The 24,711-nt window shown below is 71.5% G+C and carries 24 protein-coding genes; 10 read left to right on the top strand and 14 right to left on the bottom strand.

Going from position 1 to position 24,711, the window contains the following annotated elements:
* Positions 1 to 16: 16 nt before the first annotated feature.
* The 8 genes from hisF to hisD are packed head-to-tail and all read right to left on the bottom strand — an operon-like array spanning position 17 to position 5,745.
* A complete protein-coding gene (hisF, locus tag ACZ7L4_RS14775) occupies positions 17 to 772 on the bottom strand; it encodes an imidazole glycerol phosphate synthase subunit HisF (protein WP_472102533.1) in 756 nt (251 codons plus the stop codon).
* Entirely contained in the window at positions 769 to 1,176 is a 408-nt protein-coding gene (locus ACZ7L4_RS14780) for a RidA family protein (protein ID WP_472102535.1), read from the bottom strand. The genes hisF and ACZ7L4_RS14780 overlap by 4 nt, the downstream gene beginning before the upstream one ends.
* Positions 1,173 to 1,922: a bifunctional 1-(5-phosphoribosyl)-5-((5-phosphoribosylamino)methylideneamino)imidazole-4-carboxamide isomerase/phosphoribosylanthranilate isomerase PriA gene (priA, locus tag ACZ7L4_RS14785; RefSeq protein ID WP_472102537.1), complete on the bottom strand. Its 750-nt coding sequence runs from the start codon at positions 1,920 to 1,922 to the stop codon at positions 1,173 to 1,175. Before priA ends, ACZ7L4_RS14780 begins: the two co-directional genes overlap by 4 nt.
* Positions 1,919 to 2,566, bottom strand: coding sequence for an imidazole glycerol phosphate synthase subunit HisH (hisH, locus tag ACZ7L4_RS14790; protein WP_472102539.1), 648 nt, complete (start codon positions 2,564 to 2,566; stop codon positions 1,919 to 1,921). Before hisH ends, priA begins: the two co-directional genes overlap by 4 nt.
* The gene (locus tag ACZ7L4_RS14795; RefSeq protein WP_422406778.1) at positions 2,566 to 2,730 is read right to left on the bottom strand and encodes a hypothetical protein; all 165 of its coding nucleotides are present in this window, start codon (positions 2,728 to 2,730) and stop codon (positions 2,566 to 2,568) included. The genes hisH and ACZ7L4_RS14795 overlap by 1 nt, the downstream gene beginning before the upstream one ends.
* Positions 2,727 to 3,326, bottom strand: coding sequence for an imidazoleglycerol-phosphate dehydratase HisB (gene hisB / locus ACZ7L4_RS14800; protein ID WP_422406779.1), 600 nt, complete (start codon positions 3,324 to 3,326; stop codon positions 2,727 to 2,729). The genes ACZ7L4_RS14795 and hisB overlap by 4 nt, the downstream gene beginning before the upstream one ends.
* Positions 3,323 to 4,423 carry a histidinol-phosphate transaminase gene (locus tag ACZ7L4_RS14805; RefSeq protein ID WP_472102541.1) on the bottom strand — a complete coding sequence of 367 codons (1,101 nt, stop codon included), beginning with the start codon at positions 4,421 to 4,423 and terminating at the stop codon, positions 3,323 to 3,325. Before ACZ7L4_RS14805 ends, hisB begins: the two co-directional genes overlap by 4 nt.
* Positions 4,420 to 5,745 (bottom strand): histidinol dehydrogenase, encoded by a 1,326-nt coding sequence (gene hisD / locus ACZ7L4_RS14810; RefSeq protein WP_472102543.1) that lies wholly within the window; start codon positions 5,743 to 5,745, stop codon positions 4,420 to 4,422. Before hisD ends, ACZ7L4_RS14805 begins: the two co-directional genes overlap by 4 nt.
* Before the next feature lie 153 nt (positions 5,746 to 5,898).
* On the opposite strand from hisD, the gene ACZ7L4_RS14815 reads away from it, so the two are divergent.
* From ACZ7L4_RS14815 to ACZ7L4_RS14835, 5 genes are all read left to right on the top strand, one after another.
* Positions 5,899 to 7,482, top strand: a complete 1,584-nt coding sequence (locus ACZ7L4_RS14815) for an oxidoreductase (RefSeq protein WP_472102545.1) — start codon at positions 5,899 to 5,901, stop codon at positions 7,480 to 7,482.
* A 963-nt stretch (positions 7,483 to 8,445) separates the two neighbouring features.
* Complete coding sequence (locus tag ACZ7L4_RS14820; RefSeq protein WP_472104013.1) at positions 8,446 to 9,423, top strand: hypothetical protein; 978 nt, start codon at positions 8,446 to 8,448, stop codon at positions 9,421 to 9,423.
* A 5-nt stretch (positions 9,424 to 9,428) separates the two neighbouring features.
* Positions 9,429 to 10,214, top strand: coding sequence for an LON peptidase substrate-binding domain-containing protein (locus ACZ7L4_RS14825; protein ID WP_472102547.1), 786 nt, complete (start codon positions 9,429 to 9,431; stop codon positions 10,212 to 10,214).
* A gap of 45 nt (positions 10,215 to 10,259) precedes the next feature.
* Positions 10,260 to 10,766 carry a Cys-tRNA(Pro) deacylase gene (gene ybaK, locus ACZ7L4_RS14830; RefSeq protein ID WP_472102548.1) on the top strand — a complete coding sequence of 169 codons (507 nt, stop codon included), beginning with the start codon at positions 10,260 to 10,262 and terminating at the stop codon, positions 10,764 to 10,766.
* A 41-nt stretch (positions 10,767 to 10,807) separates the two neighbouring features.
* Positions 10,808 to 10,882 carry a hypothetical protein gene (locus ACZ7L4_RS14835; RefSeq protein WP_465270599.1) on the top strand — a complete coding sequence of 25 codons (75 nt, stop codon included), beginning with the start codon at positions 10,808 to 10,810 and terminating at the stop codon, positions 10,880 to 10,882.
* 30 nt (positions 10,883 to 10,912) lie between these two features.
* Here the strand turns inward: ACZ7L4_RS14835 and ACZ7L4_RS14840 are convergent, their stop codons facing one another.
* Positions 10,913 to 11,608, bottom strand: coding sequence for a FadR/GntR family transcriptional regulator (locus tag ACZ7L4_RS14840; protein ID WP_472102550.1), 696 nt, complete (start codon positions 11,606 to 11,608; stop codon positions 10,913 to 10,915).
* A 138-nt stretch (positions 11,609 to 11,746) separates the two neighbouring features.
* On the opposite strand from ACZ7L4_RS14840, the gene ACZ7L4_RS14845 reads away from it, so the two are divergent.
* Positions 11,747 to 12,688: a dihydrodipicolinate synthase family protein gene (locus ACZ7L4_RS14845; RefSeq protein ID WP_472102552.1), complete on the top strand. Its 942-nt coding sequence runs from the start codon at positions 11,747 to 11,749 to the stop codon at positions 12,686 to 12,688.
* A complete protein-coding gene (locus tag ACZ7L4_RS14850) occupies positions 12,685 to 14,151 on the top strand; it encodes a sialate:H+ symport family MFS transporter (RefSeq protein ID WP_472102554.1) in 1,467 nt (488 codons plus the stop codon). The genes ACZ7L4_RS14845 and ACZ7L4_RS14850 overlap by 4 nt, the downstream gene beginning before the upstream one ends.
* 125 nt (positions 14,152 to 14,276) lie before the next feature.
* Here the strand turns inward: ACZ7L4_RS14850 and ACZ7L4_RS14855 are convergent, their stop codons facing one another.
* From ACZ7L4_RS14855 to ACZ7L4_RS14870, 4 genes are all read right to left on the bottom strand, one after another.
* Positions 14,277 to 14,969, bottom strand: coding sequence for a DUF2567 domain-containing protein (locus ACZ7L4_RS14855; RefSeq protein WP_472102556.1), 693 nt, complete (start codon positions 14,967 to 14,969; stop codon positions 14,277 to 14,279).
* Positions 14,970 to 15,003: 34 nt separating this feature from the next.
* Complete coding sequence (locus ACZ7L4_RS14860) at positions 15,004 to 15,813, bottom strand: ABC transporter permease (protein WP_472104015.1); 810 nt, start codon at positions 15,811 to 15,813, stop codon at positions 15,004 to 15,006.
* Positions 15,814 to 15,818: 5 nt separating this feature from the next.
* A complete protein-coding gene (locus ACZ7L4_RS14865) occupies positions 15,819 to 16,844 on the bottom strand; it encodes an ABC transporter ATP-binding protein (protein WP_472104017.1) in 1,026 nt (341 codons plus the stop codon).
* Positions 16,845 to 17,057: 213 nt separating this feature from the next.
* Complete coding sequence (locus tag ACZ7L4_RS14870; protein ID WP_472102558.1) at positions 17,058 to 18,320, bottom strand: NYN domain-containing protein; 1,263 nt, start codon at positions 18,318 to 18,320, stop codon at positions 17,058 to 17,060.
* A gap of 279 nt (positions 18,321 to 18,599) precedes the next feature.
* Here ACZ7L4_RS14870 and ACZ7L4_RS14875 point away from each other — a divergent pair, with 279 nt between their 5' ends.
* Positions 18,600 to 18,770: a hypothetical protein gene (locus ACZ7L4_RS14875; protein WP_385768816.1), complete on the top strand. Its 171-nt coding sequence runs from the start codon at positions 18,600 to 18,602 to the stop codon at positions 18,768 to 18,770.
* An 89-nt stretch (positions 18,771 to 18,859) separates the two neighbouring features.
* Here the strand turns inward: ACZ7L4_RS14875 and dnaE are convergent, their stop codons facing one another.
* Positions 18,860 to 22,396 (bottom strand): DNA polymerase III subunit alpha, encoded by a 3,537-nt coding sequence (gene dnaE / locus ACZ7L4_RS14880; protein ID WP_472102561.1) that lies wholly within the window; start codon positions 22,394 to 22,396, stop codon positions 18,860 to 18,862.
* 180 nt (positions 22,397 to 22,576) lie between these two features.
* Between dnaE and ACZ7L4_RS14885 the strand changes: the two genes are divergently transcribed.
* Together ACZ7L4_RS14885 and ACZ7L4_RS14890 are read left to right on the top strand one after the other, a co-directional pair.
* Complete coding sequence (locus tag ACZ7L4_RS14885) at positions 22,577 to 23,902, top strand: DUF2252 domain-containing protein (protein WP_472102562.1); 1,326 nt, start codon at positions 22,577 to 22,579, stop codon at positions 23,900 to 23,902.
* A gap of 64 nt (positions 23,903 to 23,966) precedes the next feature.
* The gene (locus ACZ7L4_RS14890; protein ID WP_472102564.1) at positions 23,967 to 24,647 is read left to right on the top strand and encodes a hypothetical protein; all 681 of its coding nucleotides are present in this window, start codon (positions 23,967 to 23,969) and stop codon (positions 24,645 to 24,647) included.
* Positions 24,648 to 24,711: the final 64 nt, after the last annotated feature.

A 24,711-nucleotide genomic window follows, 5' to 3' on the forward strand; every position in this document is an offset into this window, starting at 1 on the left:
GGTCTCGCGGGAAAGTTCAGCGGACGGGGTGCCCGGCCTCGCGCAGCGTGTCCTTGACCTCGCCGATGCGCAGATCGCCGAAGTGGAAGACGGACGCGGCGAGCACCGCGTCGGCGCCCGCGGCGACGGCCGGTGCGAAGTGCTCCAGCTTTCCCGCACCGCCCGACGCGATCACCGGCACGGACACGTGCTTGCGGACGGCCTCGATCATCTCGATGTCGTAGCCGTCCTTGGTGCCGTCGGCGTCCATCGAGTTGAGCAGGATCTCGCCCGCGCCCAGCTCGGCGGCCCGGTGAGCCCATTCGACGGCGTCGATGCCGGCGGACTTGCGGCCACCGTGCGTCGTCACCTCGAAGGAGCCTTCAGGGGTGCGGCGCGCGTCCACCGACAGGACGAGCACCTGGCGGCCGAAGCGCTCGGCGATCTCGCGGATGAGGTCCGGGCGGGCGATGGCGGCCGTGTTGACGCCCACCTTGTCCGCGCCGGCGCGCAGCAGCTTGTCCACGTCGTCGGCGGTGCGCACGCCGCCGCCGACCGTGAGCGGGATGAAGACCTGCTCGGCGGTGCGGCGCACCACGTCGTACGTGGTCTCGCGGTTGCCGGAGGACGCGGTGATGTCCAGGAAGGTCAACTCGTCGGCGCCCTCGGCGTCGTAGACCTTCGCCATCTCGACGGGGTCGCCCGCGTCGCGCAGGTTCTGGAAGTTGACGCCCTTGACGACGCGGCCGTTGTCCACGTCGAGGCAGGGGATGACTCGGACGGCGAGCGTCACGGGGTGGCTCCTCGGAAGGCTTCGAGTTCTGCTTCGACCAGGATGCGCGGGTCGACGAAGCCCGAGACGACCACCAGGGTCGTCGCGGGGCGCACCTGTCCGAATACGTCGTTGTGGGCGCGGCCGACCTCGTCGACGTCCCGCGCGTGGGTGAGGTACATCCGGGTGCGGATCACGGACTCGGGGCCGAGCCCGAACTCCGCGATCGCCTCCAGGGCGTTGCCGAAGGCGACGGTCGCCTGCTCGTACGGGTCGCCCTCGCCGTAGAGGACGTCACCGCGGAAGGAGGTCGTCCCGCCGACGACGACCCGGTCGCCGGCGGCGACGGCGCGCGCGAAGCCGAAGGACTCCTCCCAGGGACTCCCGGACTGCACGCGCCGTACGCCGTCGTCGTCGGAGGTCATCGCGAGACGGCTTCCAGGGCCTCTTCCAGCGTGAACGCCTTGGCGTACAGCGCCTTGCCGACGATGGAGCCCTCGACGCCGAGCGGGACCAGCTCGGAGATGGCGCGCAGGTCGTCGAGCGAGGAGACGCCGCCGGAGGCGACGACCGGGCGGTCGGTCGCGGAGCAGACGTTGCGGAGCAGCTCCAGGTTCGGGCCCTGCAGCGTGCCGTCCTTGGCGATGTCCGTGACGACGTAGCGGGAGCAGCCCTCGGAGTTGAGGCGCTCGAGCGTCTCGTAGAGGTCGCCGCCGTCGCGGGTCCAGCCGCGGCCGCGCAGCGTCGTGCCGCGCACGTCGAGGCCGACCGCGATCTTGTCGCCCTGCTCGGCGATGATCTTGGCGACCCACTCGGGGTCCTCCAGGGCGGCGGTGCCGATGTTGACGCGGGTGGCGCCGGTGGCGAGCGCGGCGGCGAGCGAGTCGTCGTCGCGGATGCCGCCGGACAGCTCCACCTTGATGTCCATGGCGTTGGCGACCTCGGAGATCAGGGCGCGGTTGTCGCCGGTACCGAACGCGGCGTCCAGGTCGACCAGGTGCAGCCACTCGGCGCCGGAGCGCTGCCAGGCGAGGGCCGCCTCCAGCGGGGAGCCGTAGGAGGTCTCGCTGCCGGACTCGCCGTGCACGAGGCGGACGGCCTGGCCGTCGCGGACGTCGACGGCGGGGAGGAGTTCGAGCTTGTTGGTCGAGGAGCTCGGGGAAACAGTCACAGTACGGAGATCCAGTTCTTCAGCAGCTGCGCTCCGGCGTCGCCGGACTTCTCGGGGTGGAACTGCGTTGCCCACAGCGCGCCGTTCTCGACGGCGGCGACGAACGGGCCGCCGTGCGTGGACCAGGTGACCTTGGGCGCACGCATGGTGGGGTTGCGGACTTCGAGCTCCCAGTTCTGCACGGCGTAGGAGTGCACGAAGTAGAAGCGCTCGTCGGTGTTCACGCCCGCGAACAGCTGGGAGTCCTGCGGGGCGTCCACGGTGTTCCAGCCCATGTGCGGGACGACGTCGGCCTTCAGCGGTTCGACGACGCCGGGCCACTCGTCGAGGCCCTCGGCCTCCACGCCGTGCTCGATGCCGCGCGCGAACAGGATCTGCATGCCGACGCAGATGCCCATCACGGGGCGGCCGCCGGAGAGGCGGCGGCCGACGATCCAGTCGCCGCGGGCCTCCTTCAGTCCGTTCATGCAGGCGGCGAACGCGCCGACGCCGGGCACGAGCAGCCCGTCCGCGTTCAGCGCCTTGTCGTAGTCGCGGGTGATCTCGACGTCGGCGCCCGCGCGGGCGAGGGCGCGCTCGGCGGAGCGCACGTTCCCGAAGCCGTAGTCGAAGACGACGACGCTCTTGGTCTTGTCGGCCGACATCAGTAGAGCCACTCCAACCGCAGGATTCCGGCGACGAGGCACATCGCGGAACCGATCCCCATCAGCACCACGACGCTCTTGGGCAGTTGCTGCTTGTAGAAGGACCAGGCGCCGCCGGCGAGGAAGAGACCGACGAAGATCAGTACCGCCGCGAGGCCGCTCACAGCGCGCCCTTCGTGGAGGGAAGGATCCCGGCGGCGGCCGCGCGCGGGTCGATCTCGCTCGCGTAGCGCAGGGCCCGCGCGAGGGCCTTGAACTGGCATTCCACGATGTGGTGCGCGTTGCGCCCGTACGGCACGTGGACGTGCAGCGCGATCTGGGCCTGCGCGACGAAGGACTCCAGAATGTGCCGGGTCATCGTCGTGTCGTACTCGCCGATCATCGGCGCCATCTTCTCGGGCTCGGTGTGCACGAGGTACGGGCGGCCCGACAGGTCGACGGTCACCTGGGCCAGCGACTCGTCCAGCGGGACCGTGCAGTTGCCGAAGCGGTAGATGCCGACCTTGTCGCCGAGCGCCTGCTTGAAGGCGGCGCCGAGGGCGAGGGCGGTGTCCTCGATGGTGTGGTGCGAGTCGATGTGCAGGTCGCCCTCGGTCTTCACCGTGAGGTCGAACAGGCCGTGCTTGCCGAGCTGGTCGAGCATGTGGTCGTAGAAGCCGACCCCGGTCGCGACATCGACCTTTCCGGTGCCGTCGAGGTCGATCTCGACGACGACCGAGGTCTCCTTGGTCGCGCGTTCAACACGTCCTGTGCGGCTCATGCGCCGTACTCCTTCTTCACTTCGCGGGCCGCGTCCAGGAACGCGTCGTTCTCTTCGGGGGTTCCTACGGTGACGCGCAGCCGGCCCGGCACCCCGTTGTCGCGGATGAGGACACCGCGGTCGAGGATGAACTGCCAGACGGCGTGCGGGTCTTCGAAGACTCCGAACTGGATGAAGTTGGCGTCGGCGACGGTGACGTCGAAGCCGAGCGCCTCCAACTCCGCGACCACGCGGTCGCGTTCGGTCTTGAGCTGCTCCACGTACTGCAGCAGCGTGTCGGTGTACTCCAGGGCGGCGAGCGCCGTCGCCTGGTTCACGGCCGACAAGTGGTAGGGCAGCCGCACCAGTTGGACGGCGTCGACCACGGCCGGGTCGGCGGCGAGGTAGCCGAGCCGCAGCCCGGCGGCGCCGAAGGCCTTGGACATCGTCCGCGAGACGACGAGATTCGGCCGTCCTTCGAGCAGGGACAGCAGCGAGCTGCCGTGGCTGAACTCGGTGTACGCCTCGTCGACGACGACGATCGCGTCCCGCCCCGCGGCCTCGTACAGCGCGAGGACGTCCTCGGCCGCCACCGCGTTGCCGGTGGGGTTGTTGGGGCTGGTGATGAAGACGACGTGCGGCTTGTGCGTCCGGATCGCCTCGACGGCGGCCGGAACGTCGAGCGAGAAGTCCTCGCGGCGCGGGGCACTCACCCAGCCGGTGTTGGTGCCGCGGGCGAGCAGCGGGTGCATCGAGTACGAGGGCTCGAAGCCGAGCGCGAGGCGGCCGGGGCCGCCGAAGGCCTGGAGGAGCTGCTGGAGCACCTCGTTCGACCCGTTGGCCGCCCACACCTGCTCGTACGTGACCGCGTGGCCGGTCGTCCTGGTCAGGTACTTGGCGAGTTCGGTGCGCAGCTCGACCGCGTCCCGGTCGGGGTAGCGGTTGAGCTCGCGGGCCGCGTCGGCGACGCGCTCGGCGATCCGCTGGACGAGCGGCTCGGGCAGCGGGTACGGGTTCTCGTTCGTGTTCAGCCGGACGGCGACGTCCAACTGCGGTGCGCCGTACGGGGACTTGCCGCGCAGTTCCTCGCGTACGGGAAGGTCGTCGATCCTGGTCACTTGTTCTTGGGTACCTTCCACCCGAAACGGGCCTTGATCGCCGCGCCGTGCGCGGGCAGGTCCTCTGCGTCGGCGAGCGTCACCACGGTGGCCGCGACCTCGGCGAGGGCGTCCTTCGTGTAGTCGACGATGTGGATGCCGCGCAGGAAGGACTGGACGGACAGGCCGGACGAGTGGCAGGCACAGCCGCCCGTCGGCAGCACGTGGTTCGACCCCGCGGCGTAGTCGCCGAGCGAGACCGGCGCCCACGGGCCGACGAAGATCGCGCCCGCGTTCTTGACGCGCTGGGCCACGGCGGAGGCGTCGGCGGTCTGGATCTCCAGGTGCTCGGCCCCGTACGCGTCGACGACCTTGAGGCCGTCGTCGAGCGAGTCGACGAGGACGACCGCGGACTGCTGCCCCTTGAGAGCGGGCACGATCCGGTCCTCGATGTGCTTGGTGGCGGCGACCTGGGGTTCGAGTTCCCTCTCGACGGCTTCGGCCAGTTCGGGAGAGTCGGTGACGAGGACGGCCGCCGCCAGCGGGTCGTGCTCGGCCTGGCTGATCAGGTCGGACGCGACGTGCACCGGGTCGGCCGTGGAGTCGGCGAGGACCGCGATCTCGGTCGGGCCCGCCTCGGCGTCGATGCCGATGCGGCCCGTGAAGTAGCGCTTGGCAGCGGCGACCCAGATGTTGCCGGGGCCGGTCACCATGTTCGCCGGGGCGCAGGACTCGGTGCCGTACGCGTACATGGCGACGGCCTGGGCGCCGCCGACCGCGTACACCTCGTCGACGCCGAGCAGCGCGCACGCGGCGAGGATCGTCGGGTGCGGCAGGCCGCCGAACTCCTTCTGCGGCGGGGAGGCCAGGGCGACGGACTCGACGCCCGCCTCCTGCGCCGGCACGGCGTTCATGATCACGGACGACGGGTAGACAGACCGGCCGCCGGGCGCGTACAGGCCGACGCGCTCGACCGGCACCCACTTCTCGGTGACGGAGCCGCCCGGCACGACCTGCGTCGTGTGGCTCGCGCGGCGCTGCTCGCGGTGGACGATGCGGGCCCGGCGGATCGACTCCTCCAGGGCCGCGCGCACGGCGGGGTCGAGATCGGCGAGCGCCTTGGCGATGGCGTCGGCCGGAACCCGGACGGATTCCAGCGTCACTCCGTCGAATTTCTCTCCGTACTCGATCAGCGCCGCGTCGCCACGATGATGCACGTCCTCGCAGATCGGACGCACCTTCTCCAGGGCGGCCGAGACGTCGAAGTCGGCTCGGGGCAGCAGCGAGCGCAGGGCCTGGCCCTCGGGGAGGGCGGCGCCGCGCAGATCGATTCGAGAGATCACAGAACAATTCTCTCAGATGCGGGTTTACGCTCGGCGCCCCGTATCAGTGGCTGATATCGCGGCGGGTGAGCTGACCACCGGCGTTCAGACGGTCACACAGCGGGCATGAACGGTTGTACGAACCAGGGGTCGCACAGGGGAGGCAGAACAGTCGTGGTCGAGGGGACGACCGGCAACGGCAACGGGGACGTGCCGGACGGGCTGACCGCCACCGAGGTGGGGATGTGGCAGGCGTTCCGCAACGGCAGCCTCTACGACCTGCGCACCGGGGACGCCGAGCGGGACGATCCGCACGGCGGCCATCCCTGGGGCCCTGAGCGCAGCGTGCGGGCGCGGATCGCGGCGTGGCTGCTGCTCGACGGGCCGCCCGCCCTCGACGGCCGGGTGTCCTCGCTCAAGCTCCAGGGCGTGCAGATCACGGACGTGTTCGACCTCGCGGGCGGCAACGTCGTCCCGTACCTGGAGATGAAGGGCTGCCGCTTCGAGAAGGAGGTGCTCCTCCCGGAGGCGCACTTCACGACCGTGCGGCTCATCGACTGCTCGGTGCCCCGCCTGGAGGGCGCCCGGGTCCACACGGAGGGCGATCTGCACCTCGCCCGCTGCCGCTTCCACAACGGGGTCCGGCTCACCGACGCGCACATCGGCACGGACCTGCTGCTCAACCAGGCCGTCGTGTTCCACGACCGGCGCGGAAAGTCGATCATGGCGGACGGGCTCACGGTCGGCCAGGACCTCCAGGCCGAGCAGCTGGAGACACACGGCGAACTGAGCCTGCGCGGGGCGACGGTCGGCGTCTCGCTGTCGCTGCGGGGCAGCCGGCTGCGGAACACGCAGGGGCGGCGGGCCCTGAACGCTCCGCAGATGTCGGTCGAGCGGACGCTGTACCTCGGCCCCGCGGCGCTCGGCGGCCCGTTCCAGAACGGCGGCGGGACGCCCGCGCGCGGCACCCGCGTGCAGCGCTTCGAGTGCGTGGGCGGGATGCGGCTCGACGACGGCCGGTTCGGCGACGCGGTCGACCTGGACTCGGCGCGCTTCACGATGGAGAACGAGCAGGAGGTCTCGATGCGCCGCATCCAGACCCCGGAGCTGCGCTTCCTGTGCGAGAAGCCGGAGCGCGGGCGCATCGTGCTCTCCGGCGCGCGGGCGACCAACCTGGTCGACCGGTCGACCAGCTGGCCGGGTCCTGGCCAGCTCCGCCTCGGCGGCTTCCAGTACGAGAACCTCATCCCCACCGGCTCCTTCCCGCTCGCCCGCCGCCTCGACTGGCTCGCCGCCGCGACCCCCGAGTACAGCCCGGAGCCGTACGAGCAGCTGGCCACGGTGCTGCGCAACAGCGGCGAGGACTCCGACGCGCGCGAGGTGCTCCTCGCCAAGCAGCGCAGACGCCGCGAGACGCTGCCGCTCGCGGCGAAGGTGTGGGGCTACATCCAGGACTGGACGGTGGCGTACGGGTACCGGCCCGGGCGGGCCGCGCTGTGGATGGCGGTCGTCTGGGCGCTCAGCGCGGCCGCGTTCTCCCAGGCCCCGCACCCCCGCATCAAGCCCGGCGAGGGCCCGGTCTGGGACCCGGCCCTCTTCACCCTCGACCTCCTCCTCCCGGTCATCGACCTCGGCCAGGCCGCCGCGTGGCAACTCAGCGGCCCCTGGCTGTGGGCCTCGGCGATCCTGGTCCTCCTGGGCTGGATCCTGGCGACGACGGTGGCAGCGGGCGCGACGAGGTTGCTCCGCAGGAGCTAGGGGTGCGGTGGGGCGGCGCCGCCGTCGCCCCTGCGGGAACGGGGCCTCACGGGGTCCGGCGGTGCCCGGCCCCTTTCGCCTGACCGAGGGCGGGACCACCGGGTCCCGGCCGCCGCTCCCCTACGGGCACGCGGCCCGTGCCGACGGGCACCGTTGCCCATTGCCCCCTGCCGGGGCCAGGTCATCCCCCACCCACCCGCCCCCTCCGGGGGCTCCGGCCCCACGGGGTACCGGCCTGGGCCGACGGGCCCGTCCCGCCCGGGGCTCGGCACAGCCCAGAGCGCCGGGCGCCGCCGCATCGGACCGCCGGGCCCGGCGGTCGTCCTCACCCGGGTGCCGTCCGCCGCGCAGGACCCACCGGCTCTGGCCCCACGTGGTCGACGCGGTCCGGGCCCGCCCCAGTGGCTCCGCCGGAGCTGCTGGGATTCCTCCGGGCCCTGCGAACCCGCCCGCAGCCAAGCACCGGCCCCACCCACGGGGGCCGAAGCCCCCGGAGGGGGCGGGTGGGTGGGAGGTGGCCGGGCAGCGGTGCATCCGGGCGCCGTGCCTAGGAACCGGCGCCGCAAGGGCCAACCCCGGCCCCACACACCCGCACTGCAGACGCCATCCCCGGTCCTGCACACCCGCACCGCAGACACCAACCCCGGGCCCACAGGCCGGTACCGCAGACACCAACCCCAGCCCCGCACACCCGCACCGCAGACGCCAACCCGGACCCGCCCAGGCGCCACCCCGGCCCCCGCACCCGTACCCGTACCCGTACCGCAAGCGCCGCCCCCGGTCCCACCCACCCGTACCGCCAACCGCTCCCCCCTGCCGCCACAACCCCCAACCCCCGGCAAAAAGTCCGCCGGTGGGGGCAACCATCCGGCCGCCCCGGCCGTCATTCCAGCGCAACCACGTCCCCACGGCGCACAAGGAGGCCCCGTGCCGTTCCTGCGCGCCCTCGTCCGCACCACCCGCATGCTCCGCCACACCGCCGGCCTCGGCATCGGTCTCCCGCCGGACGAGGAACTGCTGCTCGACGCCCCGGACGACCGCCTCGCCCCCGCCCTCGTCGCCGCGGGCCGCGCCGAGTACGGACCCGCCGCGAAGGCCCTCGCCCAGACCCGCGACGCCGCCGAGTGGGAGAACCGGGACCGCGCCGTGCAGCGCCTCGCCTCGTTCGCCGCCGCCCGCCCCGAGTGGTTCGAGGCCTGGCAGGAGGCCTCGCCGCACGACCCCGACCTGCTCCTGGTCAAGGCCGAACTCGCCGTCACCCGCGCCCTCGCCGCCCCCGCCCACGCCGAGCTGCTCCGCGAGGTCACACCCCTGATCCTGGCCGCCGCCGAGTCCGACCCCCGCGACCCGGTCCCCTGGCGGATCGCCCTGGACCACGCCCGCGGCACCAACGCCCCGCACACCGAGTTCGAGCAGCTGTGGGCCCGCGCGGTGCGCCGCTCCCCGCACCACTACGGCTGCCACGTCGCGGCCCTGCGCTACCTCTCCGCCGCCTGGTACGGCTCCCACCGCGAGTGCTTCGACTTCGCGGAGCGCGCCGCACAGGACGCCCTGCCGGGCTCGCTGCTCCAGGCGCTCCCGGCCCGCGCGGCCCTCGCGTATCTGACCTCGGGCGCCCCGAAGACCGGCATCCCGCGCGCCCGCCTGGACGCCGCGGCCGACCTCGCCGCGGAGCTGTCCCGCAGTTACGAACCGGCGGACCCGTGGCCCGCCGAGGTGCGCAACCTGCTGACCTGCGTACTGGTCGAACTCGAACGCTGGGACGACGCCCTGGAGCAGCTGCGGCTCATCGGCCCGTACGCGACGACGTTCCCCTGGGACCGCCTCACGGACGACCCGCTGGGCCATTTCATGGAGCTGCGCGGACAGGTCCGACTGGAGGTCGCGGCGACGATGCCGCTGCGCGGCGGACCGCGCAGGTCCGACGACCATTACGCTTGACCGACGTGACCACCGTCCGACTTCCGCTGTTCCCGCTCAACTCGGTGCTGTTCCCGGGACTCGTGCTCCCGCTGAACGTGTTCGAGGAGCGCTATCGCGCCATGATGCGCGACCTGTTGAAGGCGTCGCCCGACGATCCGTCGGAGCCCGACACCGAACCGTCCACCTCGGAGGAGCCCCGCCAGTTCGTGGTCGTCGCGATCCGCGACGGCCACGAGGTCGCGCCCAGTGCGCCCGGAATGCCCGACGAGGTGACGACGAAGGAGGCGGGCGCGGGCCCGGCCGCGGGCTTCGGCGACGACCCGATCACGTCCTTCCACGCCGTCGGCTGCATCGCGGACGCCGCGACCATCAGGGAGCGCGCGGACGGCAGCTTCGAGGTCCTCGCCACCGGCACCCGCCGGGTGAAGCTGCACTCGGTCGACGCCTCGGGCCCGTATCTGACGGCCGAGGTGGAGGAGCTGGACGAGGAGGACGGCGAGGAGGCGGGCGCCCTCGCGGAGGGCGTGCTGCGCGCGTTCCGCTCGTACCAGAAGCGGCTCGCGGGCGCCCGCGAGCGCTCGCTGACGACGGGCGCCGAGCTGCCGGACGAGCCGTCGGTGGTGTCGTATCTCGTCGCGGCGGCCGCGGTCCTCGACGTACCGACGAAGCAGCATCTGCTGCAGGCCGAGGACGTGGCGTCCCGGCTGCGCGAGGAGCTGACGCTGCTGCGCGCGGAGACGGCGATCATCCGCCACCTGCCCTCGCTGCCGGCGACGGAGCTCACCCGCCAGTCGACCAGCCTCAACTGACGGCACCCAACCGACGTCACTCAACTCACGTAGGGAAGCGGCACGTTGGCGAAGAAGGCCAAGAAGCAGCAGAGCCAGTCCGGCGGAACCCCCGCCACCGTCGCCCTCACCACCGCGGGCACCGTCTTCACCGTGCACTCCTACGAGCACGACCCCGCGAGCGCCTCGTACGGCGAGGAGGCCGCGGAGGCGATGGGCGTCTCCCCGGACCGGGTGTTCAAGACGCTCGTCGCGGACGTGGACGGCACGCTCGTCGTCGGCGTCGTGCCGGTGGCGGGCCAGCTCGACCTGAAGGCGCTCGCGGCGGCGGTCGGCGGCAAGCGCGCCACCATGGCCGACCCGGCGCTCGCGGAGCGCACCACCGGATACGTACGCGGTGGCATCTCTCCGCTCGGGCAGCGCAAGAAGCTGCGCACGGTCATCGACTCCTCCGTCGAGAAGCACGACACGATCCACGTCTCCGCGGGCCGCCGCGGCCTTGAGGTCGAGCTGGCGCCGGGGGACCTCGCGGCGCTCACGGGCGCGGTGCTCGCGCCTGTCGGGCGTGCGTGACCCCTCGACGTACCCCGCCGCTTCGGCTAAGTACCGAGGACATGTCGAAGAAGACACGCAAGCGCAAGTGGCGGATCAAGAAGGGCAAGGCCAACCACGGGCGACGGCCCGCCTGAGGCCCCGTAAAAAGCCTGACCCCTTGAAGATCAGCGCGCGCTCAGCCGGCCGCGGATGTCGTCGAAGTGCGAATGCACGGCGTCCTCCGCGGCCTCCGCGTCCCCGGCCCGCACGGCGTCGACGATCCTGCCGTGCATCCGCGCCAGCTCCGCGCCGTCCGCGTTCTCCGGCGCCCGCCCGATGTCCTGCGGCCGCGACTGGTGAAAGGCGCTCCAGAACGCGTCGAGCAACTCGCTGAGCAGCCGGTTCGCCAGCGGCCCGTACAGCGCGAGATGGAACTCCCGGTCGGTCGCGGCGTCGATCGCCCCGCCGTCCGCGACCTCCTCGTGCATCCGCCGTACGAGCCCGTCGAGCACGTCGAGCTCCGTCTCGCCGAGCCGCCCGACGAGGCTGCTCATCAGGCCCGCCTCCAGCGCCTCCCGCATCTGCAGCAGTTCGAGCAGGCTGTCCTCGCCCCTGCGGTGCCCGACGACGGTGCGGAACGCGAGCCCGTCGATCAGCGGTTCGAGCGACATCGACCCGACGTACGTCCCGAACCCGCGCCGGATCTCGACGATGTGCTTGGCCTGCAAGGACTTCAGGGCCTCGCGCAGCGAGTTGCGGCTGACCGCGAAACGCTCCATCAGCTCGGTCTCGGTCGGCAGCGGATCGCCGGGTCCGAGGCCGCCCTCGACGATGAATTCCTTGATCTTCTGCTGCGCGTCGTCCGCGACCAGCGCTCGCATCCAGGCCCCTCCTGTGATCTGCCGGGCTCTTCGAACCCTTGACAGTGTCCACGACCGTGGCGCACTGTCACCTCCAGGACGTAGGACATCCTACGTCCCATCTCCGTACACCATCAGTTAACCCTGGAGACCACCGCCATGACTCTCCGAGCCCCGCTCCCCGCCCCCTTCAGGGGCGTCGTACCGCCGCTGGTCACCCCGCTCACCGCCGAGGGGGAGGTGGACGTCGCCTCGGTGCGGCGGCTCGCCGAGCACCTCATCGGCGCCGGGGTGCACGGCCTGTTCATGCTGGGCTCCAGCGGCGAGACCGCCTATCTCACGGACGCCCAGCGCCGCACCGCCCTGGAGGCCGCGGTCGACGCGGCGGCGGGCCGGGTCCCGGTCCTCGCCGGTGTCATCGAGACGACCACGGCCCGGGTCCTGGAGCGGGCCCAGGACGCCGTGAAGGCGGGCGCCGACGCGCTCGTGGCGACCGCGCCCTTCTACACCCGCACCCACCCGGCCGAGATCGCGGACCACTTCCGCCGCATCCGCGCCGGCGCGGACCTGCCCCTGTTCGCGTACGACATCCCGGTCGCGGTGCACAGCAAGCTCGGCCGCGACACGATCCTCGAACTCGCCGCCGACGGCACCCTCGCGGGCCTCAAGGACTCCAGCGGCGACGAGGGCTCCCTGCGCCGTCTGCTCGCCCCGCTGCGCGCGGCGGCCCCCACGTTCTCGGTGTTCACGGGCGCCGAGCTCACCGTGGACGGCGCCCTCCTCGCGGGCGTCGACGGCGTCGTCCCCGGCCTCGGCAACGTGGACCCGCACGGCTATGTCTGCCTCTACGAGGCCGCCCGCTCCGGCGACTGGGACGCGGCCCGCGCCGAGCAGAACCGGCTCGCCGCGCTCTTCGCGATCACGGACGCCGGCGACCCCGCCGTCATGGGCGGCTCGTCCTCCGCGCTCGGCGCGTTCAAGGCCGCCGTGCACCTGCGGGGCGTCATCGACTGCCCCGCCACGGCCGCCCCGCAGATCCCGCTGGGCGAGGCCGAGTTCGCGTACGTCCGCCGGCACCTCGTCGAAGCGGGTCTGCTGTGACGACGGCCGTGCGGGAACCCTGGTACCGGGACATCGGCCCCGCCCGGTGGAAGTCCTTCTTCGCCGCCTGGATCGGCTACTTCCTCGACGGCTTCGACTTCGTCCTGATCACCCTCGTACTGACCGAGATCGGCGACGACTTCGGGCTCTCCGGGGTCGAGCAGGCGAGCCTGGTCTCCGGCGCGTTCATCACGCGCTGGCTGGGCGGCGCGGTCCTCGGCGCGCTCGGCGACCGCTTCGGCCGCAAGGCGGCCATGGTCGTCTCGATCGTGCTCTACTCCTTCGGCACCTTCGCCTGCGGCTTCGCCTGGGACTACACGAGCCTGTTCACCGCGCGCCTGCTGATCGGCATGGGCATGGCCGGCGAGTACAGCGCGAGCGCCACGTACGTCCTGGAGAGCTGGCCCGCGAAGCTGCGCAACCGCGCGTCCGGCTTCCTGATCTCCGGCTTCTCGCTCGGCGGCGTCCTCGCGGCCGAGATCTACGAGCTGGTGGTCCCGGACCACGGATGGCGCTGGCTGTTCTACATCGGCCTGTTCCCCGTGGCGGTCGCGCTGTGGGTGCGGCGGGCGCTGCCCGAGGCGGAGGAGTGGCAGGAGCAGGTGGCGGACGCGGGGCAGCGGCCCAACCCGTTCCGCCCGCTGTTCGCCACGCGCCGCCTCGCGACGGTCAACACGGTCCTCGCGGTCGTCGCGACGGGCGCCCTGTTCGCGGTGTTCACGCCGCTCGGCGCGGGCGCGGTGCCGGTCCTGTCCGTGGTGGCGGCGGTCTGCCTGCTGGCCTTCACGGTCCAGCTGGGCGGCCGCAAGCGGTGGCTGCTGTACGTGGCGCTGACGGTGACCGTGTTCTGCGCGTTCCTGTACAGCTGGCCGGTGCAGGCGCTGCTCCCGACGTATCTGAAGACCGAGCTGGGCTACTCCCCCTCCGAGGTCACCGACGCCCTCTTCTGGGCGGGCTTCGGCACGGCCGTCGGCTGCGTCGTGGCGGGCTTCGTCGGCGACCGGTTCGGCACCCGGCGGGCGTACGCGGTGACGCTGCTCGTCGGCATCGCCTTCGTCTTCCCGGTGTTCGCGGTCCACGACAGCCCGGTGGGGCTCGGCATCCTGCTGTTCTGCATGCTCGCCTGCATGCAGGGCATCTCGGGCCTGCTCCCCAAGTACATCGCGGGCCACTTCCCGACCGAGACGCGCGCGGCGTCCCTCGGCTTCACGTACAACGTGGGGGCGCTCGGCGGCGCGGTCGCGCCGGTGCTCGGCGCGCGGCTCGCCTCGGGGATGTCGCTCGGCCAGTCCCTGGCGATCCTGACGTTCGCGCTCACGCTCGTGGTGATCGTCCTCATCGGCTTCGACGTCCCGAACCGGCTGAACCGCCTGGTCGACCGGGAGGGACCGAGCGACTATCTGGCCGAGGAACCACTCGCGCCACGCGGAAAGGTGAGCAATTCAAGCCCCTGCGGCGATTGAGCAGCGGGGTCCGGGGCAGAGCCCCGAGACCGCAACACCGGTACGGCAAGATCAGCCCCGCCGGCGATTGAGGCGCGGGGTCCGGGGCAGAGCCCCGAGACCGCAACGCCGGTACGGCTGAGCCGCTACGGGGCCGTAGGCGTGGCGGAGCCGTCCCCCTGCACCCCGTAGGGCGTAGCGAAATACGGGTCCGGGTCCCGCGGCCCGAACAGACCCGTGAGGCCCAGGTGCACGACCAGCGCGGCCAGCGGCCACGCCAGCAGCGCCCCCTTGGCGTTCAGCTCCAGGGGGGCGTCGAACACGACACCCTTGCCGACCTCCTTGGCGTGCGCGGCGACGTTCTGCGTCGGCCCGAGCCAGATGCCGAACCGCCAGGCGAGCACCCCGCCGAGCAGGCTGCCCAGGGCCAGGCCCACGACCAGCGGTACGCCGCCGCGCCTGCGCCACAGGAAGACGGCGGCCCCGGTGACGACGCCGAACGCGAGCCCGAGCAGGGCGAACGTTCCGTCGATGCCGATGGCCTGCTCGCCCTCGGTGTCCTTGAGGTAGACCGCCGAGGCGTCCGAGACCAGCGGGACCCGGGGCGCGAGCCACAGCCACAGCGCGCCGAGCGCGAGCCCCACCACCGCGACGCCGATCGTCACGACGACGGCCTCGCGCAGTTCGGCCCGGAGCCCCGGACCGTCCTCCTCGTGCTCCTGCGGGGCGGCGGGTGCGGGCGGCAGATGTCCGGTCATGGGGTCGGGGGCCTGCCAGGGGTCGCTGTGCCCGTTGTTGTGCGGGGGCTGATGGGGTGGCGGTGTCAGCGGTGCGGTCACCCTGCCATCGTGCCAGGCGTCGCTGTGCGGCGCGTCACCGGACGGCGGCCCGCCGGTACGCCCACGTGGCCACGGCCAGGGAGGCGACGCCGACGGCCGCGCAGACGCCCAGGTCGAGCAGGACCACGCCCCAGTCGGGGTGCTCGGCGAAGGTCCGCGCGAACGCCTCGACCCCGTACGTCGACGGGAGCAGGTCCCGCCCCCACTGCACGAACTCCGGCATCCGGTCGGCCGGAAGCACACCGAGCAGCAGCGCCGCAGACATGCCCAACTGGCCGAGCAGCGTGGCCAGTTCGGGCCGGGGCGCGAGGAGGCCGAGCGCGGCGCCGAGGCCGGCGAGGGCGGCGCCCGCCAGCGGGATCACCGCGGCGAGCACCCACAGGTGGGCGAGCGGCAGCTGGAACATCACGCAGCCGACGACCGCGGTGACCACGGTCCCCGGCACGGTGAACGAGGCGTACGCGCCCGCGGCGCCGAGCACCACGGAGGCGGGCGGCACCGGCAGCGTCGCGTAGTGGTCGAGCCCGCCGGCGGCCCGCAGCTGCCCGAAGTACTGGGCGAGCAGGTTCAGCGCGACGAACGCGACGACGAGCACGGCGGACCCGGCGACGACGGCCTGGGCCTCGCGGCCGCCCTGGTCGACGACGCCGCGCATCAGGATCATGATGCCGATGCTCTGGAACGTCGCCACGAACAGCAGCGGGATCCGGGCCACGCGGGCGCGGCTGAGCTGCGCCCGGTAGACGGCGGCGAGCGAGGGCAGGAAGCGGGCGCGGGGCGCGAGCAGTTCCTCGGTCACCTCGGGCACGGACGCCTGGCGCGCGGGGGCCGCCTCGACGGGAATGACACTCACGCCTTCACCAGGCCCTTCACGCCGCTGCGGCTGCCGCCGAGGGCCAAGTACACGTCCTCCAGGCTCGGCGTCGCGAGCGTGAAGTCGTCGAGGAAGTCGAAGGCCGGGCCGCCGGTGACGGCGGCGACGGCGGAGCGGGCCGCGTCCGGTGCGAGCCGCAGCGACCAGCGCCGCCCGGATTCCACGGCGTGCGGCCGCAGCCGCGCCACCTCTTCGAGCCCCATCGGAGCCTCCTGGCGCCACACGAGTTCCACACGCACCTCGCCGGCGACGCGTTCCTTGAGTCCGGCCGGGGTGTCGCAGGCGATCACGCGGCCCTGGTCGAGCACGGCCACCCGGTCGAGCACGGTCTCGGCCTCGATCACGTTGTGGGTGACGAGCAGCACGGTCGTGCCGCGCTCGGCCCGGCGGCGGTCCACGGCGGACCATACGGCGCGGCGGGCCACGGGGTCCATGCCGGTGGTCGGCTCGTCGAGCACGAGCAGCGGGCGTTCGCCGACGAGGGCGGCGGCGAAGCAGGCGAGCCGGCGCTGGCCGCCGGACAGCTTCTTGATCGGGCGGGAGGCCAGGGCGGTGAGGCCAAGTTCGTCGAGGACGTCGTCGCGGGCGGCCCGCGCGTCCTTCAGGGGGAGGCCGCGGAGGCGTCCCGTGGTCTCGGCGGCCAGCGCGACGGTCAGCTCGTCGAGGGCGGTCGACTCCTGGCCGAGGTAGGCGAGGATGCGGGAGGCGCGCTCGGGGTGCCGCACGATGTCGTGGCCGAGGATCTCGACGCTTCCCGCGTCAGGGCGCATCAGGCCGGTCAGCTGCCGTACGAGGGTGGACTTGCCCGCGCCGTTCGGCCCGAGGAGGCCGAAGATCTCCCCGCGCCCGATGTCGAGCCGTACGTCGTCCGTGGCCCGCAGCTCCGGGGTGCCGGGCGCGCCGCGGCGCCCGCGCGAGGCCGGATAGGTCTTCTTGAGCCCCCGCACCGCGCACACCACAGCGCCCCCATGACGCTTCGGGGCGACGGCATCGGTGCGCATACTCACGAGGGACGAGCCTACGGGGTCCGGCGTTCACGATTGCACGCGGGGCGGGACATTTCCCCGGACCGGACGAGTCGGTTTCGCGGCACCGGCGTCACGGAATGTTTCCGCCACACCGGCGTTGCGCCCTCGGGGCTCCGCCCCGGACCCCGCTGCTCAATCGCCGCAGGGGCTTGAAATATCGGTGCCGCGCAACACGAATACGCGGGCCTAGTCGGCGGCCGCCGCGTGTTCCGCCGTGCGGATGTCGATCTCGCGCCAGAAACCCGCCCGGATCGCATACCGGTCGTGTTCGTCGATCTGGTCGTCCTTGTGCGCCAGCAGCCCGAACCTCGCCGCGTACCGCAACAACTCCCCGTCGATCCGGTGCGGCACCCGCGGATACATGGTCGCCAGCTTCTGCAACTGCGCCTGGTCCCCCAACCGCTCCCGCCACCTCCGCGCGAACACCTGCCCCACCTCGTACGGATCCCCGCCGATCGCGGTGATGTCCTCCTCGCGATCGGCCCACCGCTGCTCCGCCGTGGTGAGCTGCGCCAACGTAGGCAAGGACGCCACATCGGCCGGCTCCCCGCCCCCACCGGGCCGCTCGACCCACCCCTTGTCGGACGACCACCGCAGCGTCGCGTTCGCGGGATGTTGGGCGGCCTGCGCCCCCGGCCCCCGCAGCGCGGCGAGATCCTTGGGCGTGGGCACGCCCTTGCCGACCCCGGCCCGCTCGTCCTCCGCCGAGGACGCCGCCGATGACGAAGCCACCGCACCGTTCTCCCCGCGCGCGGCGGGCGCGTGCTGCACGGACGTACCCTCCCCCGACCCCTCCTCCGGACGCCCCGCGGAGGAAAGCGCGGACTCCGGCAGCGGCGCGGACAGGATCGCGGCGATCTCCGGACGCGGCACGTGCGGCGGGGCGCAGATCCCACCGAGCTCCTTGGCGCGTACCGCCTTGGTGATCCAGGCCCGGTCGAGCACCCGCCGCTCGTCGGCCTCCGCGACCAGGTCCTCGGACTGGTTGTAGTCGCCGTCGGCGGCCTGCACGGCCCAGAGGTGGACGGCGACCCCGTGCTCCTTGGCGGCCATCATGCCGGGCAGCAGGTCCCCGTCCCCGGTCACGAGCACGATGTCCGAGCAGGCCCGGTTGCGCGCGAGCTCGGTCAGCTCGGCGTGCATCGCCGCGTCGACGCCTTTCTGCGCCCACCGCCCGTCGCTCCTGGTCAGGGCGCCAAGGCGGACCGTGACCCGCGGCATCACCCGCAACCGCCGGTGCTCGGGCTGCGGCACCCGGTCGGGCGCCCCGTCGAACCAGTAGATGCGCAACAGCTCCCGGCCGGTCTCGGCCTCGGCGCGCTCGCGCAGACCCTGGATGAGGGCGGCGTGGTCCACATGGATCCGGGAGCGGGACGGCTCGCCCGCGAGCAGGCTCGCCGCGGCCCCCAGCAGATATCCGGCATCCACCAGAACGATGCAACGATCCACGCGATCCACCCTCTTTCCGCCGACTTGCAAGGAGTCCGGACACGCTCCACGGGACGGCTCCCGCGGCTTCGCTTCGGGTTTCCTTCGAGTCTGCCCGACCGCGCGGGGGTTAACGGCCCGAACTGGATCTTCGGCGTGGCGGAAGCCGTGAACCCGGCGCGGGCTATCGACGACCGACACCCGTTACGAACGGTAATACTCCGAAATGCGTTCTTCCTCCGCCTGTGTGAATCTGAAGCCGGCCCTGGCCCCTAGATCCCCCGCAGGAGGCAGATCACCATGGCCAAGAACCGTAAGCAGAACCGCCATCAGCAGAAGGCTGCCGAGCAGGCCCGCCCGGACGAGCAGGCCCGGTCCTCGGCCATGGAGGCTCAGGCCAAGTCGGCCGTGGAGGCGACTCCGGGCGACGTGGCCCGCAAGCACCGCGAGCGTCGCTTCGGCCACAACTGAGGCACCTCGTAGGGAAGTTGGCACACAGCGAGGGGCGCACCCGGAAGTCCGGGTGCGCCCCTCGCGCGTGTCTCGCCGCAGTCAGCAGGTCACATGAGGCAGGCCGGGCCGAGCAGCACCTTCAGGTCGCCGTAGAGCGACGGGTCGGGCTTCACCCGGTGCCGGTCGAGCCGCAGCACCGTGGTCTTGCGCGGCCCCTGGAGCTTGATCCGTACCTCGCTGTCGCCCCGGTGGTTGGTGAGGATCTCGCCGAGCCGGCTGATCATCGGCGGGGTCACCTTCAGGGCGGGGATGGTGAGGATCACCGGCGCGTTGGTGCCCGCGTTCGACAGGTCGGGGACCTGCATCTCCATGGCGACAAGGCGCGGCACGTCCTCGCGCTTGTCGAGGCGGCCCTTGACGAAGACGACGGCGTCCTCGACGAGCTGCGTGGACACCAGCTGGTACGTCGCCGGGAAGAACATGCACTCGATGGAACCGGCGAGGTCCTCGACGGTCGCGATCGCCCAGGCGTTGCCCTGTTTGGTCATCTTGCGCTGGAGGCCCGAGATGATGCCGCCGACCGTGACGACCGCGCCGTCCCCGAAGTCGCCGCCGGTGAGCTGGCCGATGCCCGCGTCCGCCTTGTCGGACAGGACGTGCTCCAGGCCGAAGAGCGGGTGGTCGGAGACGTACAGGCCGAGCATCTCGCGCTCCTGGGCGAGCAGGTACGTCTTGTCCCACTCGTCGGTGGAGAACTCGACGTCGAGGCCGAAGCCCGGCTCGTCGCTCTCCCCCTCGCCCATGCCGCCGAAGAGGTCGAACTGTCCCTCGGCCTCCTTGCGCTTCACCGCCACGACGTTGTCGATCATCGGCTCGTACTGGGCGGTGAGCCCCTTGCGGGTGTGTCCCATCTGATCGAAGGCGCCCGCCTTGATCAGGGATTCCGTCGTCCGCTTGTTGCAGGCGGCGGCCTCGATCTTGTCCAGGTAGTCGGGGAACGAGGTGAACTTCCCCTTCGCCTTGCGGGCCCGGACGATCGACTCCACCACGTTCGACCCGACGTTGCGGACCGCTTCCAGGCCGAAGAGGATCACGTCGTCGCCCTGGGCGGCGAAGTTGTGCACCGACTCGTTCACGTCCGGCGGGAGGACCTTGATCTTCATGCGCCGGCACTCGTTCAGATAGACGGCCGACTTGTCCTTGTCGTCCTTCACCGAGGTGAGCAGCGCGGCCATGTACTCGGCCGGGTAGTTCGCCTTCAGGTACGCGGTCCAGTAGGTGACCAGGCCGTACGCGGAGGAGTGCGCCTTGTTGAACGCGTATCCGGCGAACGGCACCAGGACGTCCCACAGGGCCTGGATCGCCTGGTCGGAGAAGCCCTTCTTCTTCGCGCCCTCCTGGAAGAGCACGAAGTTCTTCGCCAGTTCCTCGGGCTTCTTCTTGCCCATCACGCGGCGGAGCACGTCGGCCTCGCCGAGCGAGTACCCGGCGACGATCTGTGCGGCCTTCTGCACCTGCTCCTGGTACACGATCAGGCCGTAGGTCAGGCCGAGCGTCTCCTTCAGGGGCTCTTCGAGCTCCTTGTGGATCGGCGTGATCTCCTGCCGGCCGTTCTTGCGCTCCGCGTAGTTGATGTGCGAGTTCATTCCCATCGGGCCCGGCCGGTACAGGGCCGAGACGGCGGAAATGTCCTCGAAGTTGTCGGGCTGCATCTGGCGGAGCAGCGAACGCATCGGGCCGCCGTCGAACTGGAACACGCCGAGCGTGTCGCCCCGGCAGAGCAGTTCGTACGTCTTGGGGTCGTCGAGCGGGACGTCGAGCATCTCCAGCTTGATGCCCTTGTTCGCCTCCACCATCTTCACGGCGTCGTCCATGATGGTGAGGTTGCGAAGCCCCAGGAAGTCCATCTTGAGCAGGCCGAGCGACTCGCACTGCGGGTAGTCCCACTGCGTGATCGTCACGCCGTCGGTGTGCCGGGTCCACAGCGGGGCGTGGTCGACGATCGGCTCGCTGGACATGATGACGCCGGCGGCGTGCACGCCCATCTGCCGGACCAGGCCCTCGACGCCCTTGGCGGTGTCGATGACCTTCTTGACGTCCGGCTCGTTCTCGTACATCCCCCGGATCTCGCCGGCCTCGCTGTAGCGCGGGTGCTGGGGGTCGGTGATGCCGGAGAGGTCGATGCCCTTGCCGAGGACGTCGGCGGGCATCGCCTTGGTGAGGCGGTCGCCCATCGCGTACGGGTAGCCGAGCACGCGCGCGGAGTCCTTGATCGCGTTCTTGGCCTTGATCTTGCCGTAGGTGCCGATCATGGCGACCTTGTCGGCGCCGTACTTCTCGGTCACGTACCTGATCACTTCGACGCGCCTGCGCTCGTCGAAGTCGATGTCGACATCGGGCATGGAGACGCGCTCGGGGTTGAGGAACCGCTCGAAGATCAGGCCGTGCGTGATCGGGTCGAGGTCGGTGATGCCCATGGCGTACGCGACGATCGAACCGGCCGCGGAACCACGGCCCGGGCCCACCGCGATGCCGTTGTTCTTGGCCCACATGATGAAGTCGGCGACGACCAGGAAGTATCCCGGGAACCCCATCTGGATGATGATGTCCATCTCGTACTCGACCTGCTTCTGGCGGTCCTCGGGGACGCCGCCCGGGTAGCGGCGGTTCATGCCGACCCGGACCTCCTCCTGGAACCAGGTGACCTCCGTGAAGCCTTCCGGGATGTCGAACTTCGGCATGAGGTCGCGCTTCTCGAACATGCCGGTCGTGTCGATCTGCTCGGCCACGAGCAGCGTGTTGCGGCAGCCCTCCTGCCAGGCGTCCGAGGAGTCGATGGCGTACATCTCGTCCGTCGACTTCAGGTAGTAGCCCGTGCCGTTGAACCTAAAGCGGTCCGGGTCGGAGAGGTTCTTGCCGGTCTGGATGCACAGCAGTGCGTCGTGCGCAGTCGCCTCGTCCGCGTACGTGTAGTGCGAGTCGTTCGTCACCAGCGGCGGGATGCCGACCTTCTTGCCGACCCGCAGGAGGTCCTCGCGGACCCGGTGCTCGATGTCGATGCCGTGGTCCATCAGCTCCAGGAAGTACCGGTCCTTGCCGAAGATGTCCTGGTACTCGGCGGCCGCCTTCACCGCCTCGTCGAACTGGCCGAGGCGCAGCCGGGTCTGCAGCTCACCGGAGGGGCAGCCGGTGGACGCGATGATGCCCTCGCTCCACTGGGAGAGCGTCTCCTTGTCCATGCGGGGCCACTTCTGCAGCCAGCCCTCCGCGTACGCGTCCGAGGACAGCTTGAACAGGTTGTGCAGCCCCGTGCTGTTCGCCGCCCACATCGTCTTGTGGGTGTAACCACCGGAACCGGAGACGTCGTCGCGCTTCTGGTGCGGCTGGCCCCACTGGACCTTCCGCTTGTTGCGCCGGGACTCCGGGGCGACGTACGCCTCGATGCCGATGATCGGCGTGATGCCCGCCTTCTCCGCGGTGTGGAAGAAGTCGTACGCACCGTGCAGGTTGCCGTGGTCGGACATCGCGATGTGCGTCATGCCCATGTCGCCGGCGGCCTTGAACATGTCCTTGAGCCGCGCCGCACCGTCCAGCAGCGAGTACTGGGTGTGCACATGCAGGTGCGTGAAGGGCGGCTTTGACACGGTTGGGGCCTCCAATGGCGAACACGCGGCGACGGATCGGGGACAGCTTGGAAGTCTACGACCGGTCACTGACAACGGCCGGGCACTCCGGAGTACGGTCGTGCGTTGGACGGATCAGAACATCTGTCCCACGCGTCAGTACGGCGCACCGGACCATCCCGCACCAGGAGGCACCCAGCGATGTCGGAACCGCAGCCCACCGCTGAGCAGCGCGGCGAGCAGATCCTCTCCGTCTTCGACACCGCGTTCGGCGAGCTCCTCGCCGCCGACCCCGCGGCCTTCCGGGTCAAGTTCCGCAAGATGGCGGCCTCGGCCTTCGCGTTCTACCGCGGGACGGCCTGCCTGTTCTACGGAGACGTGGAGCGCGAGCAGCACGGCGGGCCTTACCTGGACGAGCGCACCAGCCGGGTGTGGATCCACGGCGACCTGCACGCGGAGAACTTCGGCACGTACATGGACTCCACGGGCCGCCTGATCTTCAACGTGAACGACTTCGACGAAGCGTATGTGGGCCCTTTCACATGGGACCTCAAGCGCTTCGCCGCCTCCGTGGCGCTGATCGGCTACTCCAAGGCGCTGAGCGACGAGCAGATCACGGACCTGGTGCGCACGTACGCGGCGGCCTACCGCGAGCGCATCCACGCGCTGGCGACCGGCGCCAAGAGCGACGAGGTGCCGCCCTTCTCGCTCGACACGGCCGAGGGGCCGCTCCTGGAGGCGCTGCGCGACGCCCGCTCGCTGACCCGTTTCGGCCTGCTGGAGTCCATGACGGAGATCCGCGAGTTCGAGCGCCGCTTCGCGGAGGGCGGCGGCTCCATCGAGCTGGACGCGGCGACGCGCTACAAGGTGCTCGCGGCGTTCGACGGGTACCTGGAGACGCTTCCCGAGGCCTCCCTGTCCCGCCCGGACTCGTACCGGGTGAAGGACGTGGTCGGGCGCCGCGGCATCGGCATCGGCTCGGCGGGCCTGCCCTCGTACAACATCCTCCTGGAGGGCAACAGCGACGCCCTCGAGAACGATGTCGTGATCTACATGAAGCAGGCCCAGACCCCGGCCGTGTCGCGGCACATCACCGACCCGGCGGTCCGCGGCTACTTCCAGCACGAGGGCCACCGCACGGTCATCTCGCAGCGCGCCCTGCAGGCGCACGCCGACCCGTGGCTCGGCTGGACGGAGCTCGACGGGGCGGGGCAGCTGGTCGCCGAGATCTCGCCGTACGCGGTGGACCTGGACTGGAGCGACATCGACGACCCGGAGGAGATCGCGGCGGTCGTCGCCGACCTCGGCCGGGCCACGGCGACGATGCACGCGGCGGCGGACGACCAGTCCGGCGAGTCGCTCGTGCCGTTCTCCACCGAGCGCGCCATCGACGCGGCGATCGCGGCCGACGAGGAGGGCTTCGCGCCCCTGCTGGTCGACTTCGCGCACTCCTACGGCGCACGCGCGCGTGCGGACCACCAGATCTTCGTGGACCTGTTCCGCAACGGCCGGATCCCGGGCCTGTGAAGGATCCTGTGAATGAGCCCCCTTTAGGCATCGTTTACAGGAACCCATGGCACACTCTGCCGCGATGGACGACATATCCGGGACCCAGCTACGAGTGACGCGCGCGGCGCTGTTCACGGCGTGCGTCGTGACGCTTTCCGTCGCGTCGCACGTGCTGCTGTCCCGGGCCCCGCTGCCGCTCACGACGATCGCGGCGATCGCCGCGGCCGTCTTCGTGATCGCGTACGCGCTGGCGGGCCGGGAGCGCGGCTTCGGCCGGATCGCCGCCCTGCTCGTCCCCCTGGAACTGGCCGCCGACACGGTCTTCACGACCGGCCAGCACGTCTGTTACGGCCAGGCCGGCGGCCCGGTCGCGGGACCGCTGCGCCAGTTCGGCTTCGACGTGCTGTGCGCCGGGAACGTGGGCACCCCGCTGGCCCGGATGACGGGCGGCGGCTCGGAGCGGGCCGCCGTGCTCTTCGCGCACACCGACCCGGCGGCCTCCTGGCTGCTGCTCGGCGCGCACGTCGCGGTCGGCCTGCTCGCGGCCGCCTGGCTGCGCCGCGGTGAGCAGGCCCTGGCCCAACTGCTGCGCGCGGTGGCCGCCTTCGCGTTCCGGCCGCTGCTCATCGCGTTCGCCGCGGTCACCGTCCGGCGCGAGCCGGGCATCCGGCTGCCGCGCGTCGCCACGCGCGTACCGGCCTCCCGCACCCGGCTCTGGGTGCACTCCGTAGGACGGCGCGGGCCGCCGTGCCCGGCCGCCTGAGCCACCGTTCGGCTCGGGCTCCCGGCACGGCAGTCCCCATCCGCATGTCACACACCTACGGAGC

The sequence above is a fragment of the Streptomyces sp. NPDC107575 genome (assembly GCF_055657265.1).

Excerpts from the sequence above, each read along its gene's own strand:
- ACZ7L4_RS14780 (WP_472102535.1), bottom strand. The coding sequence starts at position 1,176 with ATGACCTCCGACGACGACGGCGTACGGCGCGTGCAGTCCGGGAGTCCC.
- hisH (WP_472102539.1), bottom strand. The coding sequence starts at position 2,566 with ATGTCGGCCGACAAGACCAAGAGCGTCGTCGTCTTCGACTACGGCTTC.
- hisB (WP_422406779.1), bottom strand. The coding sequence starts at position 3,326 with ATGAGCCGCACAGGACGTGTTGAACGCGCGACCAAGGAGACCTCGGTC.
- ACZ7L4_RS14820 (WP_472104013.1), top strand. The coding sequence starts at position 8,446 with ATGCTCCGCCACACCGCCGGCCTCGGCATCGGTCTCCCGCCGGACGAG.
- ACZ7L4_RS14840 (WP_472102550.1), bottom strand. The coding sequence starts at position 11,608 with ATGCGAGCGCTGGTCGCGGACGACGCGCAGCAGAAGATCAAGGAATTC.
- ACZ7L4_RS14845 (WP_472102552.1), top strand. The coding sequence starts at position 11,747 with ATGACTCTCCGAGCCCCGCTCCCCGCCCCCTTCAGGGGCGTCGTACCG.
- ACZ7L4_RS14865 (WP_472104017.1), bottom strand. The coding sequence starts at position 16,844 with ATGCGCACCGATGCCGTCGCCCCGAAGCGTCATGGGGGCGCTGTGGTG.
- ACZ7L4_RS14875 (WP_385768816.1), top strand. The coding sequence starts at position 18,600 with ATGGCCAAGAACCGTAAGCAGAACCGCCATCAGCAGAAGGCTGCCGAG.
- ACZ7L4_RS14885 (WP_472102562.1), top strand. The coding sequence starts at position 22,577 with ATGTCGGAACCGCAGCCCACCGCTGAGCAGCGCGGCGAGCAGATCCTC.
- ACZ7L4_RS14890 (WP_472102564.1), top strand. The coding sequence starts at position 23,967 with ATGGACGACATATCCGGGACCCAGCTACGAGTGACGCGCGCGGCGCTG.